A 14,412-nucleotide genomic window follows, 5' to 3' on the forward strand; every position below is an offset into this window, starting at 1 on the left:
CGTGGAAGTCTATAGCAATGAAAACGAGCAGGTCGACGCGTTACGCCGCTTTTTTGCCAATAACGGCAAGGCGCTGGCGGTCGGCGTGATCATCGGCATTGCCGCGCTGGGCGGCTGGCGCTACTGGGCCAGCCATGAAGATAGCTCGTCAAAAGCGGTCTCTGCGCAGTATCAGCAGGTGACCACCGCGATGAAAGCCGATCAGCCAGCGACGCTGGATGCGGCGGCGAAGTTCGCCAGCGAAAACAGCAATACCTATGGCGCGCTGGCGGCGATGGATGTGGCGAAGCAGTATGTCGACGCCAACCAGCTGGATAAGGCCGCTTCCCTGCTGGAAAACGGCCTGAAAAACACCAGGGATGCCAATCTGCAGGCGGTGATCAACCTGCGGCTGGCGCGCATTCAACTGCAACAGAATCAGGCGGACGCCGCCCTTAAAACCCTCGACGCTGTCAAGGGCGATGGCTGGACAGCCATTGTGGCGGATATCCGCGGCGAAGCACTGCTGAGCAAAGGCGACAAGCAGGGCGCGCGCGCGGCGTGGAGCAAGGGCGTCGACTCAGACGCCTCTCCGGCGCTGAAGCAAATGATGCAGATGAAGATGAATAACTTAAGCTAAGCCAGTCAAGAGAGAGCGCATGGAATTACGTAAATACCTGCTGCCAGGGCTGATTTCAGTCACTTTGCTCAGCGGTTGCTCGCTGTTCAGCGGCGAAGAAGATGTAGTGAAAATGGCCCCGCTGCCGAAGGTGGAAAACCAGTTTACTCCTCAGGAAGTGTGGAGCACGTCGGTTGGTGACGGCGTCGGCGACTTCTACTCTAACCTGCATCCGGCATGGCAGGACAATACCGTATTTGCGGCGGATCGTTTCGGCGTGGTTAAAGCGCTGGACGCCTCCAACGGCAAAGAAAAATGGAAGGTCGATCTCTCAGAGAAAACCGGCTTCTTCTCGAAAAATATCTCAGCCTTGCTCTCTGGCGGCGTGACCGCGGCGGGCGAGCATCTCTATATCGGCAGCGAGCGCGGTCAGCTTTTCGCGCTTAACAGCAGCGATGGCAGCATCGCCTGGCAGACTAAAGTCGCCGGCGAAGCGCTGTCGCGTCCGGTGGTCAGCGATGGCCTGGTGCTGGTGCACACCAGCAACGGCATGCTGCAGGGCCTGGATCAGAGCAGCGGCGCGGTGAAGTGGAGCGTTAACCTCGACATGCCTGCGCTGTCGCTGCGCGGCGAATCTGCGCCTGCGACCGCGTTCGGCGGCGCCATTGTCGGCGGCGATAACGGCCGCGTCAGCGCGGTAATCATGAATCAGGGCCAGATTATCTGGCAGCAGCGCATCTCTCAGCCGAGCGGCGCGACAGAGATCGATCGTCTGAACGACGTCGACACCACGCCGGTGATCGTTAACGGCGTGGTCTATGCGCTGGCCTACAACGGCAACCTGACCGCGCTCGACCTGCGCTCTGGTCAGATCCTGTGGAAGCGCGAAATCGGCGGCGTGAAAGATCTGATCGTCGACGCGGGCCGCATCTATCTGGTGGATCAGGATGACCGCGTGATCGCGCTCAACGCCGACGGCGGTGTTGCCATCTGGCGTCAGAGCGATCTGCTGCATCGCAACCTGACGGCGCCGGTGCTGTTTAACGGCTACCTGATCGTCGGCGATAGCGAAGGCTATCTGCACTGGCTCAACACCTCGGACGGGCGTTTCGTGGCGCAGCAGAAAGTCGACAGCGACGGCTTCCAGACCGAGCCGGTGGTCGCCAGCGACAAGCTGATCATTCAGGCCAAAGGCGGTGAGGTTTACGCGATTACGCGTTAATCTGCTATCGGAGTTAGCCTTCCGTTTAACGGCTCCTGACGCGTCAGGAGCCGTTTCGTTTTTAGTCAGGCATGATATTCTTAGCGCCTTCAGCCTGAACCTCGCGGTTAAAACCGTTATAATCACGCCATTCGGGCGATACATTTTTTTTATTGAGGCACTGTTATGATACCTGTGGTCGCGCTGGTTGGGCGTCCCAATGTGGGGAAATCCACGCTGTTCAACCGGTTAACGCGCACTCGTGATGCGCTGGTGGCGGATTTTCCTGGACTGACTCGCGATCGCAAATATGGTCGCGCCGAAGTGGAAGGGCGCGAATTTATTGTTATTGATACCGGCGGTATCGACGGCACCGAAGAGGGCGTTGAAACGCGTATGGCGGAGCAGTCGCTGCTGGCGATTGAAGAGGCCGACGTGGTCCTGTTTATGGTCGACGCTCGCGCGGGCGTGATGCCGGCGGACAAGCAGATCGCCAACCATATCCGTTCGCGTCAGAAAGCAACGTTCCTGGTGGCCAACAAAACCGACGGTCTCGATCCCGATTCGGCGGTTGTCGATTTCTACTCGCTGGGTCTGGGCGAAATTCACGCTATCGCCGCCTCGCACGGTCGCGGCGTCACCAGCCTGCTGGAAACCGCGCTACTGCCGTGGATGGATGAAGTCGATCCGCGCGAAGTAACCGAAGAAGACGAAAACGAAGCCTACTGGGCGGCGCTGGCGGCGGAAGAGAACGGCGACACGCAGGAAGAAGAGGAAGAAGAGTTCGACCCGACCGGTCTGCCGATCAAGCTGGCAATCGTCGGCCGTCCCAACGTCGGCAAGTCTACCCTGACCAACCGCATCCTCGGCGAAGATCGCGTGGTGGTGTACGACATGCCGGGCACCACGCGCGACAGCATCTATATTCCGATGGAGCGCGACGGCCGCGAATATATTCTGATCGATACCGCTGGCGTGCGTAAGCGCGGTAAGATCACCGATACGGTAGAGAAATTCTCCGTGATTAAAACGCTGCAGGCGATCGAAGACGCCAACGTGGTGCTGCTGGTTATTGACGCGCGCGAAGGCATCTCCGATCAGGATCTGTCGCTGCTCGGCTTCATCCTCAACAGCGGTCGCTCGCTGGTGATCGTGGTGAACAAATGGGATGGTCTGACGCAGGAAATTAAAGACGAAGTCAAAGAGACGCTGGATTATCGCCTCGGCTTTATCGACTTTGCCCGCGTGCACTTTATCTCTGCGCTGCACGGCAGCGGTGTCGGCAACCTGTTCGAATCGGTCACCGAAGCCTATGACTGCTCGACCAAACGCGTCAACACCTCAATGCTGACGCGGATCATGAACATGGCGGCCGAAGACCATCAGCCGCCGCTGGTGCGCGGTCGCCGCGTGAAGCTGAAGTATGCTCACGCCGGGGGTTACAACCCGCCTATCGTGGTGATCCACGGTAATCAGGTGAAGGATCTGCCGGATTCCTACAAGCGTTATCTGATGAACTACTTCCGTCGTTCGCTTAACGTCATGGGCACACCGATCCGTATCCAGTTTAAAGAAGGCGACAACCCCTTTGCGGGCAAACGCAATCTGCTGACGCCGACGCAGCAGCGCAAGCGCAAGCGTCTGCTTTCGCACCTGAAGAAAAACAAGCGTTAATTAAAAAGGGGACCGTCAGGTCCCCTTTTTTATGGGCTGCAGAAAGGTCGCCACACATTTGCTTACGTCTGCGAACAAGGTAAAAGGCGCTGCACGAAGCGTGCAATTTGAGACACTTAACGCCTTATTTGTAGCAAAAATGCTATTGCCACGTTTAGTTCCCGTTATAGATGTTCACCTCATTATGTACCAGGTGGTACAATCCTGGCGCGCATTGTCATGGTGGCAGAAAATTCTTAATGCCTCCTCGCTCACAATGCCTGCAACCCGGACCCAGGTCCGTACCATTACGACGTAAAATAAAGCTAACCCTACGCATCAGATGTCGTGACGCCTCAGCGCGGCTAACCCACGTTGAGGCGCGGGTGCTTTATTTTTTCAGGAGAGTTTGTGTTATGGCTGAAACATCATCCCGATCCGGCAAAGGATTGGGTATCTGGTCGATTTTGCTAGGGCTGGTACTGCTGGCAATCGGCCTGTTCTTTGCAATCGGCGGCGGCAAGCTGGTCTCGCTTGGCGGCAGCTGGTACTTCCTGATTGCAGGCATTGTCATGCTGCTGTCGGCGATCCAGTTCTTCCGCCGCAAGTCCTCTGCCGTTGTGCTGTTTATTCTGGTCTTCGTCGGCTCGCTGATTTGGGCGCTGGCGGATGCGGGCTGGACCTTCTGGCCGCTGGTGTCGCGCCTGATGGTGCCGTCGGGCCTGATGCTGCTGGCGTTTCTCACCTGGCCTGCGCTGCGCAAGCGCGAAGGTAAATCCTCGCTGGCGAAGGTCTCTTACGTGCTGTCAGCGGTGATCGCCGTCGGCATGGTCGGCACGCTGGTGCAGATGTTCCAGCCGCATCCCACCGTGGCCTTCACCGGCAAAGAGCTGCCGCTGATCCCGGTTGATAAGAGCAAGCCGCAGCAGGACTGGAATAACTACGGCCGTACGCCGGGCGGCGACCGTTTTGCCGCTATCGACCAGATCACTCGCGACAACGTGAAAGATCTTAAGGTCGCCTGGACATTCCACACCGGCGATACGCCGATCAGCCCGACCGGCAACGGCGCAGAAGATCAGCAAACGCCGCTGCAGATTGGCAATACGCTCTATCTCTGTACGCCGCACAACAACGTGATTGCGGTGGAAGCAGACAGCGGCAAGCAGATCTGGAAACGCGAAATCAACGCGCAGGCGGAAGTCTGGCCGCGCTGCCGCGGTCTGGCCTACTTCGACGCCACTAAACCGCTGACGCAGCCGAGCAAGCCGGGCTCAACGCCAGTACCGGCGCCGAGCATTGCGGCGGGCGACAGCTGCCAGCGTCGCATTCTGATGAACACCATTGATGCGCGCCTTATCGCCATCAACGCCGACAACGGCGAGTTCTGCGAAGATTTCGGCAACCACGGCGTGGTGAACCTGAAAGAGGGCCTGGGCGAAGCGCAGGATCCGAAATATCAGCTGACTTCCGCGCCAACGCTGGCGGGGACGACGGTTGTGGTTGGCGGCCGCGTGGCGGATAACGTGCAGACCGATATGCCTGGCGGCGTACTGCGCGGCTTTGACGTCATCACCGGCAAGCAGCGCTGGGCGTTTGACCCAGGCAACGTCGATCCGAACGCCGTGCTGATGCCGGGTCAGGATTACAAACGCAGCACCCCGAACTCCTGGGCGCCGATGTCTTACGATCCGGCGATGAACACCGTGTTTATCCCGATGGGCAGCTCATCTGTCGATCTGTGGGGTGCCAACCGTACCGCGCTCGATCATAAATATGGCGCTTCCGTGCTGGCGCTGGACGCCACCACCGGCAAAGAGAAGTGGGTTTACCAGACCGTGCATAACGATCTGTGGGACTTCGACCTGCCGATGCAGCCGAGCCTGGTGGACTTCCCGATGAAGGATGGCACCACCAAACCTGCCGTGGTGATCGGCGGTAAAACCGGCATGATTTTCGTGCTGGACCGCGAAACCGGCAAGCCGCTGACGAAAGTCGAAGAGCTGCCGATGCCGCAGGGCCATATCCCGAATGAGCAGTACACCAAAACGCAGCCGCACTCGACCGAGATGCCGCAGATTGGCAACCAGACGCTGAAAGAGTCGGACATGTGGGGTGCCACGCCGTTTGACCAGCTGGCATGCCGCATCGCCTTTAAATCGATGCGCTATGACGGCCTGTTCACCGTGCCGGATACTGACAAATCCCTCAGCTTCCCGGGTTCGCTCGGCGGCATGAACTGGGGCAGCATGTCGTTCGACCCGAACAACCAGTATATGTTCGTTAATGATATGCGTCTGGGCCTGTGGGTGCAGATGATCCCGGCCGATACCAGCAAAATCGCACGCGGCAGCAACGGCGGCGAAGCAATCAACACCGGTATGGGCGCGGTGCCGCTGAAAGGCACGCCGTATGCGGTCAACAAAAACCGCTTTATGTCGCCGCTGGGCATTCCGTGTCAGGCACCGCCGTTCGGCACGCTGTCGGCAATCGATATGAAGACGCGCAAAATCGTCTGGCAGGTGCCGGTCGGCACCGTGCAGGATACCGGCCCGTTCGGGATTAAAATGCGTGCGCAGATGCCAGTCGGCATGCCGACGCTGGGCGGTACGCTGGCAACGCAGGGCGGCCTGGTGTTTATCGCTGGCACCCAGGACTACTACCTGCGCGCCTTCGACAGCTCGACCGGTAAAGAGGTGTGGAAAGCACGTCTGCCGGTGGGCAGCCAGGGCGGTCCAATCAGCTACGTGTCACCGAAAACCGGTAAGCAGTACATCCTGATCTCCGCAGGCGGCGCGCGTCAGTCGCCGGATCGCGGCGACTATGTGATTGCCTACGCGCTGCCGTAACGGCTAAGCGTAACCCATCAAACCCTGCGCTCCGGCGCGGGGTTTTTTATTTGGCGCACAGGAAAGTGTAAGCGTGGCGGCTGTTGCAAAAGCCTTTGAGAAGCAGGTCGCTAAGTCGCGGTACGGCAGTTGGGCAGGAAAGCGGAGCGGGTATAATCGCGGCGGCGCTTGAGGTTTCTGCCTTGAGCGATCGGCAAGCTGGTTGTGAGGCAGAAAAGAGAAAGCCCCGTAGTTAATTTTCATTAACCCACGAGGCTGCCCCACTGTCCGAACAACAGCAGGGTAGCCTCTTACCGCGCTCTGCGCAAGGAGGAGTGACCATGAAATTGCCACAGCTAACGCTGGTTTGTTGCGTATTACTGGTGTGTCTCACACTTTTAATCTTTACCTGGCTGACGCGGAAATCGCTGTGCGAGATCCGCTACCGGGACAACCAGCGCGAGGTGGCTGCTTCGATGGCTTACGAATCTGGTAAGTAGCAACCGGAAGGCGGGGAATCTCCCCGCCTTTACCGGCTGTTGGCTGGACAGCGCTTAAGCGCCTTCATAAGGCCGCCACGGATGTGGCGGCCTTTTTTAATGGGCGCCCTCGTCGCCGTCGCGCCACAGCGCCTCCAGCTCTGGCGGCGCAACCTGTTCCGGGATCAGCAGCACGATAGTGCCGATTCCACGGTGGGTGGCGTAGCTAATCTGAATGCGGAAGTAGCGCTGATCGCTGCGCCCAATCTGCGGTGCTTTATCTTCTGGCTCGCCCAGCGGCAGCGCCTGCTCCAGAACCTGACAGACGCGCTGTTTTTGCGGCTGCGGCAGCTGGGCCAGCGCAAAGCGCCGCGCCCCGCGCAGGCCGGGAATAAAAGCCAGTCCGCCTTCGCGCTCAACTTCTATCACCGCGTCGTCGGTCAGTTCGGGAAGGGAACTCATAGCACGCCGACCTCCTTCCATGCCTGTTCAATTGACTGCGCGACCGAGCGGTTAAAGCGGCGCTCGCCGTGCTGCACGGTCAGGCGGGCGAAGGTGCTGAAGTCGGCGTCCTGCGGCAGGGATTTGTCGCACACCGTGTCGTACCAGGCCTGGCCCGCCAGTTCCCAGGCATAGCCGCCCAACGCTTTCGCCGCCAGATAAAAGGCGCGGTTGGGAATGCCGGAGTTAAGATGCACGCCGCCGTTATCTTCGCGCGTCTGAATATAGTGATCCATATGGGCGGGCTGCGGATCTTTGCCCAGCATCGGATCGTCATAGGCGGTGCCTGGCTCTGCCATCGAGCGCAAACCGCGGCCGTTAATACCGCTGGCCAGCAGCCCTTCGCCGATAATCCAGTCCGCTTTATCCGCGCTCTGCTTCAGATGAAACTGCTTCACCAGCGAGCCAAACACGTCGGAAAGGGATTCGTTCAGCGCGCCAGCCTGCTCAAAGTAGATCAGTCCCGCTTCTGTCTCGGTAACGCCGTGCGCCAGCTCGTGCGCCACTACATCAATAGCGATGGTGAAACGATTGAAGATTTCGCCGTCGCCGTCACCGAACACCATCTGCTGACCGTTCCAGAAGGCGTTTTGATACGCTTTGCCGTAGTGCACGGTGCCAAGCAGTTTCAGCCCCTGATTGTCGAGCGAATTACGCTGATAAGTTTGCCAGAAGAAGTCATAGGTGACGCCAAGATAATCCCACGCCTCTCTGGCGGCGACGTCGCCCGTCTCAGGTTGACCTTCGCTGCGCAGCAGATCGCCAGGCAGGCTTTGGGTGTTTTTCGCATCGTAGATTTCGCGATCGACATGACCGCCCGCCGCCGTCTGCGGCGCCACCGGCTTCTGCCAGTTCTCCGCCATCAGATGCTGGACGTGCACCAGCGTGCGGCGCGCATAATCTTGCTGCGGGCCAGAACCGTGGGCCACGATGTTGCGCAACATATAGGGAGGAATAACGCTGTAGGACATACCCGACTCCTTGGCACAAGTAATGTGTCAAAAAGTATAGTCTTTGTTCAGGATGGAGTTTTACGGCGTCGCTTTTTTTCCGGCAGCACGCTGGTCACCTGACTTTCCACCCAGCCGTCGTCGAGCCGGGTGCGTAGCATATCGCCGCTTTGTAGCTGAGCGGTTTTTTTCACCACCTGGCCGGAGAGATCGGTGGTGACGCTGAAACCGCGCGCCAGCGTCGCCAGCGGGCTGACGCCTTCCAGCTGTGCGGCGAGCGTCGCAAAGCGCTGCCTGTCGTGATTAAGCCTTTTTTCCAGACTCTGCTGCAGGCGGTAGCGCATCTGCTCCAGCTGGCGCTGCGCCTGGAACAGACGCGGCTGCGGCTGGTGCGCGGCGAGCCGCTGTGCCAGGCGATCCTGCTGGCGCATCGTCTGACGCAGCCGGTTTTCCATCGCCTCGTTCAGCCGCTGCTGCAGACGGAACAGGGCGGTCTGCTGACGCGCCAGCCGTAGCTGCGGATGCTGCTGCTGCAGGCGGTGATTGAGGCGCGAGAAGCGGCGTTGTTGCTGCGCCAGATAGTAATCCATCGCCATTTCCAGCCGTTGTTGCTGTGAGAGCAACTGTCGCAGCAGTTCTGTCTGATTTCTGCTCACAATTTCAGCAGCGGCGGAGGGCGTCGGCGCGCGCAGGTCGGCGACAAAATCGGCGATGGTGACGTCGGTTTCGTGGCCGACGGCGCTGACCACCGGAATGCGGCTGGCGAAGATAGCGCGCGCGACGCGCTCCTCGTTAAAGCTCCACAAATCTTCCAGCGAACCGCCGCCGCGCCCGACAATCAGCACGTCGCACTCCGCGCGCTGATTGGCCAGTTCGATGGCGCGCACGATGGCGGCTGGCGCGTCGGCGCCCTGAACCGGCGTCGGATAGATCACCACCGGCAGCGAAGGATCGCGGCGGTGCAGCACGCGCAGCACGTCGTGCAGCGCGGCGCCGGTCGCCGAGGTGATCACGCCCACCTGCTTCGCCGGCTCAGGCAGCGGCTGTTTGTGCTGCTGGTCAAACAGGCCTTCGCCTGCCAGTTTCGTCTTCAGCAGCTCAAACTGCTGCTGCAGCGCGCCTTCGCCAGCTGGATGCATGCTTTCGATAATCAGCTGATAGTCGCCGCGCGGCTCATAAAGCGTGATGGTGGCGCGCACCAGAATCTGCTGGCCGTGCTGAGGACGGAAGGTGACGCGGCGGTTGCTGTTGCGGAACATGGCGCAGCGCACCTGTGCACCGTCATCCTTTAGCGTGAAGTACCAGTGGCCCGACGCGGGCTGAGAAAAGTTAGAGATCTCCGCGCTCAGCCACACCGATCCCATCTCCTGTTCCAGCAGTTGACGCACCGTGGTATTCAGGCGAGTGACGGTAAAAACATTAGCAACTGGCGGTAGCGACATGTGATGGAGATCAAATAGTAAATCAGAGGGTTAATTAACCGATACTACATGGCTGATAGCGAGGATCAAGAGTTTTTCGAAAATAATGCTGGAGGCAAACGATTACGGCCTGTATAATGCCGCGGCAATATTTTATCTGTTCTCATTCACCCCAGGTTGAGATATTGCCATGCTAAGAATCGCTAAAGAAGCCCTTACTTTCGACGACGTTCTGCTCGTTCCTGCTCACTCCACCGTTCTGCCAAACACGGCCGATCTCAGCACTCAGCTGACGAAAAACATTCGTCTCAACATCCCGATGCTCTCCGCCGCTATGGATACCGTAACCGAAGCGGGACTAGCTATTGCGCTGGCGCAGGAAGGCGGTCTGGGCTTTATCCACAAAAACATGTCGATTGAGCGCCAGGCGGAAGAAGTTCGCAAGGTGAAGAAGCATGAAAGCGGCGTGGTAACCGAACCGCAGACCGTGCTGCCGACCACCACGCTGGCGGAAGTGAAAGCCCTGACCGAGCGTAACGGCTTTGCCGGCTATCCGGTGGTAAACGAAAGCAACGAGCTGGTCGGCATCATCACCGGCCGCGACGTGCGCTTTGTTACCGATCTGACCCAGCCGGTGACCGCAGTGATGACGCCGAAAGCGCGTCTGGTCACGGTGAAAGAGGGCGAGGCGCGTGACGTGGTGCTGCAGCGCATGCACGAAAAACGCGTTGAAAAAGCGCTGGTGGTGGACGACAGCTTCCATCTGCTCGGCATGATCACCGTAAAAGACTTTCAGAAAGCCGAACGTAAACCTAACGCCTGTAAAGATGCGCAGGGCCGTCTGCGCGTGGGCGCGGCGGTTGGCGCAGGCGCTGGCAATGAAGAGCGCGTCGACGCGCTGGTTGCGGCGGGCGTGGACGTGCTGCTGATCGACTCCTCGCACGGCCACTCTGAAGGGGTGCTGCAGCGCATCCGCGAAACCCGCGCGAAATATCCTGACCTGGAAATCATTGGCGGCAACGTTGCCACTGGCGCAGGCGCGCTGGCACTGGCGCAGGCGGGCGTGAGCGCGGTGAAAGTCGGCATCGGCCCTGGCTCAATCTGTACCACCCGTATCGTCACTGGCGTCGGCGTGCCGCAGATCACTGCGGTTTCTGACGCCGTCGAAGCGCTGGAAGGCACCGGCATTCCGGTGATCGCCGACGGCGGTATCCGTTTCTCCGGCGATATCGCCAAAGCAATCGCCGCGGGCGCAGCCGCCGTTATGGTCGGCTCGATGCTGGCCGGCACCGAAGAGTCTCCGGGCGAGATTGAACTCTACCAGGGGCGCTCGTTCAAATCCTATCGCGGCATGGGATCGCTGGGCGCGATGTCTAAAGGCTCCTCTGACCGCTACTTCCAGAGCGATAACGCCGCCGACAAACTGGTGCCGGAAGGCATCGAAGGCCGCGTCGCCTATAAAGGCCGCCTGAAAGAGATCGTTCACCAGCAGATGGGCGGCCTGCGCTCCTGTATGGGCCTGACCGGCTGTCCGACCATTGATGACCTGCGCACCAAAGCGGAGTTTGTGCGCATCAGCGGCGCGGGCATCAACGAAAGCCACGTGCACGATGTGACCATCACCAAAGAGTCACCGAACTACCGTATGGGATCCTGATCCCGTAAGATTTATCGCCCGGCTTAAGCCGGGCGCTTTCATTATCTAGTTACCCGTTCTGGAAACGCCTCAATGACGACGGAAAATATTCATAAGCATCGCATTCTGATTCTCGATTTTGGTTCTCAATACACGCAGCTGGTCGCGCGCCGCGTACGCGAGCTGGGCGTGTACTGCGAACTCTGGGCATGGGATGTCACCGAAGAGCAGATCCGCCAGTTCAACCCGAACGGCATCATTCTTTCCGGCGGCCCGGAAAGCACCACCGAATTCAACAGCCCGCGCGCGCCGGAATATGTGTTCAATGCGGGCGTGCCGGTTCTCGGCGTCTGCTACGGCATGCAGACCATGGCGATGCAGCTGGGCGGCAAGGTCGAAGGCTCTAACGAACGTGAGTTCGGCTATGCGCAGGTTGAAGTGATGACGCCGAGCGCGCTGATCCGCGATATCGAAGACGCCATCAGCGCCGCCGGCAAGCCGCTGCTCGACGTCTGGATGAGCCACGGCGATAAAGTTACCGCTATTCCGTCCGACTTCGTCACCGTCGCCAGCACCGAGACCTGTCCGTTCGCCATCATGGCAAATGAAGAGAAGCGTTTCTATGGCGTGCAGTTCCATCCGGAAGTGACGCACACCCGTCAGGGCCTGCGTATGCTGGAGCGCTTCGTGCTCGACATCTGCGAATGCGAAGCGCTGTGGACGCCGGCGAAAATCATCGAGGACGCGGTTGAGCGTCTGCGCCAGCAGGTTGGCAACGACAAGGTTATTCTTGGCCTGTCAGGCGGCGTCGACTCCTCTGTGACCGCGATGCTGCTGCACCGCGCCATTGGCGATCGTCTGACCTGCGTGTTTGTCGACAACGGTCTGCTGCGCCTGAACGAGGCAGAGCAGGTGCTGGATATGTTCGGCGACCACTTCGGCCTGAATATCGTGCACGTACCGGCGGAAGCGCGCTTCCTTGACGCGCTGGCGGGTGAAAACGACCCGGAAGCCAAGCGTAAAATCATCGGCCGCGTGTTCGTTGAAGTGTTCGACGAAGAGGCAACTAAGCTCACTGACGTGAAATGGCTGGCGCAGGGCACCATCTATCCTGACGTGATCGAGTCCGCCGCCTCCGCGACCGGCAAAGCGCACGTGATCAAATCGCACCACAACGTGGGCGGCCTGCCGAAAGAGATGAAGCTGGGCCTGGTTGAGCCGCTGAAAGAGCTGTTCAAAGACGAAGTGCGCAAGATTGGCCTGGAGCTGGGCCTGCCGTACGATATGCTCTATCGCCATCCGTTCCCGGGCCCGGGTCTGGGCGTGCGCGTGCTGGGCGAAGTGAAAAAAGAGTATTGCGACCTGCTGCGTCGCGCCGATGCGATCTTTATCGAAGAGCTGCGCAAAGCGGATCTCTACAACAAAGTGAGCCAGGCGTTCACCGTCTTCCTGCCGGTGCGCTCCGTGGGCGTGATGGGCGACGGCCGTAAATATGACTGGGTAGTCTCGCTGCGTGCGGTGGAAACCATTGACTTTATGACCGCGCACTGGGCGCACCTGCCGTATGATTTCCTCGGCCGCGTCTCTAACCGCATCATTAACGAAGTTAACGGCATCTCGCGCGTGGTCTACGATATCAGCGGCAAGCCGCCAGCGACCATTGAGTGGGAATAGGCCTCATAAGTAATTGATTTAATAAAATTAAACTATGCCATTAATGATATATTTATCATTAATGGCATTTTTTTCAGGTTGAAAGTATATGTTGGAAAAATATCATTTTTGGACGAATAATTTTTATATGTATTTGATTTATTATTTTTCAAAGCTTTAATGGTTATGTTATTAATACTTTCTTTACAGTTGTTTCTGCTTTGGTATGGAATGTTATATTGAATACCTTTTCCCTGCTTTTCTGTACTTTGCATTCAGCATCTCATACATCCGATACAGGCTGATTATGCTGAAATACACGTAGAAAATGTTGGGAGTTAGCGAAAACTGTGCGAGAGGTAACTTTAGTTCCTGACATCGTGATGTTGAAATGATGTTTTCTATCTGAATTTTCTTCAGGTTCACGAAATAGAAATTTTATTTAAAACGCGATTTTGGCTCCCACATGCATTGCATCTTCAAAATGACGTTTATCAAATTATGAGACGAACATTGGCTCTGCCGCCTTCGTAGTGATTTTTGTGATAATACCTATTGCTAGAAGCGCCAAAAATTCTGCCGCGACTTTTTTATCGGGTTTCCAAGAGTTCTTACGTTTGACGTTCCTGTGAAAATAGAAACCTCTTTTTTCGACTAGATGATTAATAACGTCATCTGCATTTGTTTCCGTCAACATGAGCTTCGCCGTATCCGAGTTCCGATCTTTCTTTAAAGGAATCAAATCTTTGATTGCAATCTCAACAATATTACTAAATTCTTGGTTTGATTTTAGTACAGCTTGCAAGCCTTAATTTTTTAAATTGACCCTTCCTATACAGAGATTCGAGCAGCAGGAATGAGTAGGGAAAGGAATTTATGAAACCCTGATTTTTGAGCACCTTGCGAGAATTTGTAAAAAACTAGAAGACCTAATTACGTATCGTGAAAATTTTTGATGTGTATGGTATCTATCAAACTTATTTTATTATTAATTTTTTTGTTTTTTATAATGAATTTTTTGAATTATTAATAATAAAATTAGTATCTATGTTCAATCTAAAAAAATGGTATGACAAATTTTAAATAACATTTGATTGCGCTTGGTGGTTTGTTGTGTTTATTGGGTGATTGAGGTTTACGGATATTTTCCAGTGTTAAATGCTATTTGTTTGTGATAATTAATTAGTGAGGTTAATTGGTGATACTATAGATTTAAATAGGTGTCCATACTGATAAAATATGCTATTAATTATCCAGTTTGGGTTACATAAGCTTTAGTGTTCATTTTTATATTTTTAAGCGTGATTTGAAATAAAGATTGTATATAAAAATTTTTTATTAAATAAGTTTATATAATTCGGTCGATAAACTAAAACTTACAAGTCTAATGATTATGATATCTTCTATCACGTCACTACTATCAAAATATTCATCTATGTTTAATATAAACACTGAGCTATTAGTAGGCAATATATCATTACCTTTTATCTCA

At 56.4% G+C, this 14,412-nt stretch carries 11 protein-coding genes; 7 read left to right on the plus strand and 4 right to left on the minus strand.

What is annotated here, in order from left to right; all coding sequences use genetic code 11:
* The first annotated feature begins 1 nt into the window (after nucleotide 1).
* The 5 genes from B2J69_RS19755 to B2J69_RS19775 all read left to right on the plus strand — a co-directional run bounded on the left by B2J69_RS19755 (nucleotide 2) and on the right by B2J69_RS19775 (nucleotide 6,780).
* Nucleotides 2–619, plus strand: a complete 618-nt coding sequence (locus B2J69_RS19755; RefSeq protein ID WP_081141495.1) for a YfgM family protein — start codon at nucleotides 2–4, stop codon at nucleotides 617–619.
* 19 nt (nucleotides 620–638) lie between these two features.
* Complete coding sequence (gene bamB / locus B2J69_RS19760) at nucleotides 639–1,820, plus strand: outer membrane protein assembly factor BamB (protein WP_081141498.1); 1,182 nt, start codon at nucleotides 639–641, stop codon at nucleotides 1,818–1,820.
* Nucleotides 1,821–1,985: 165 nt separating this feature from the next.
* Nucleotides 1,986–3,473, plus strand: a complete 1,488-nt coding sequence (gene der / locus B2J69_RS19765; protein ID WP_081141501.1) for a ribosome biogenesis GTPase Der — start codon at nucleotides 1,986–1,988, stop codon at nucleotides 3,471–3,473.
* Nucleotides 3,474–3,868: 395 nt separating this feature from the next.
* The gene (locus B2J69_RS19770) at nucleotides 3,869–6,301 is read left to right on the plus strand and encodes a glucose/quinate/shikimate family membrane-bound PQQ-dependent dehydrogenase (RefSeq protein ID WP_081141504.1); all 2,433 of its coding nucleotides are present in this window, start codon (nucleotides 3,869–3,871) and stop codon (nucleotides 6,299–6,301) included.
* 320 nt (nucleotides 6,302–6,621) lie between these two features.
* Nucleotides 6,622–6,780 carry a type I toxin-antitoxin system Hok family toxin gene (locus B2J69_RS19775; RefSeq protein WP_081141507.1) on the plus strand — a complete coding sequence of 53 codons (159 nt, stop codon included), beginning with the start codon at nucleotides 6,622–6,624 and terminating at the stop codon, nucleotides 6,778–6,780.
* 96 nt (nucleotides 6,781–6,876) lie between these two features.
* Here B2J69_RS19775 and B2J69_RS19780 read toward each other — a convergent pair whose 3' ends face one another.
* The 3 genes from B2J69_RS19780 to xseA are packed head-to-tail and all read right to left on the minus strand — an operon-like array spanning nucleotide 6,877 to nucleotide 9,652.
* Nucleotides 6,877–7,221 carry a protealysin inhibitor emfourin gene (locus B2J69_RS19780; RefSeq protein WP_081141510.1) on the minus strand — a complete coding sequence of 115 codons (345 nt, stop codon included), beginning with the start codon at nucleotides 7,219–7,221 and terminating at the stop codon, nucleotides 6,877–6,879.
* Complete coding sequence (locus B2J69_RS19785) at nucleotides 7,218–8,231, minus strand: M4 family metallopeptidase (protein ID WP_081141513.1); 1,014 nt, start codon at nucleotides 8,229–8,231, stop codon at nucleotides 7,218–7,220. The genes B2J69_RS19780 and B2J69_RS19785 overlap by 4 nt, the downstream gene beginning before the upstream one ends.
* A 47-nt stretch (nucleotides 8,232–8,278) precedes the next feature.
* On the minus strand, nucleotides 8,279–9,652 hold the full coding sequence (gene xseA, locus B2J69_RS19790) for an exodeoxyribonuclease VII large subunit (RefSeq protein ID WP_081141516.1): 1,374 nt from the start codon (nucleotides 9,650–9,652) through the stop codon (nucleotides 8,279–8,281).
* A gap of 169 nt (nucleotides 9,653–9,821) precedes the next feature.
* Here xseA and guaB point away from each other — a divergent pair, with 169 nt between their 5' ends.
* Together guaB and guaA are read left to right on the plus strand one after the other, a co-directional pair.
* On the plus strand, nucleotides 9,822–11,288 hold the full coding sequence (guaB, locus tag B2J69_RS19795; RefSeq protein WP_081141519.1) for an IMP dehydrogenase: 1,467 nt from the start codon (nucleotides 9,822–9,824) through the stop codon (nucleotides 11,286–11,288).
* A 72-nt stretch (nucleotides 11,289–11,360) separates the two neighbouring features.
* Complete coding sequence (guaA, locus tag B2J69_RS19800; protein WP_081141522.1) at nucleotides 11,361–12,941, plus strand: glutamine-hydrolyzing GMP synthase; 1,581 nt, start codon at nucleotides 11,361–11,363, stop codon at nucleotides 12,939–12,941.
* Nucleotides 12,942–13,419: 478 nt separating this feature from the next.
* Here the strand turns inward: guaA and B2J69_RS19805 are convergent, their stop codons facing one another.
* Entirely contained in the window at nucleotides 13,420–13,725 is a 306-nt protein-coding gene (locus B2J69_RS19805; RefSeq protein WP_081141524.1) for a hypothetical protein, read from the minus strand.
* Nucleotides 13,726–14,412: the final 687 nt, after the last annotated feature.

This window comes from Pantoea latae (assembly GCF_002077695.1).
GTDB classification, from domain to species: Bacteria; Pseudomonadota; Gammaproteobacteria; order Enterobacterales; family Enterobacteriaceae; genus Pantoea; species Pantoea latae.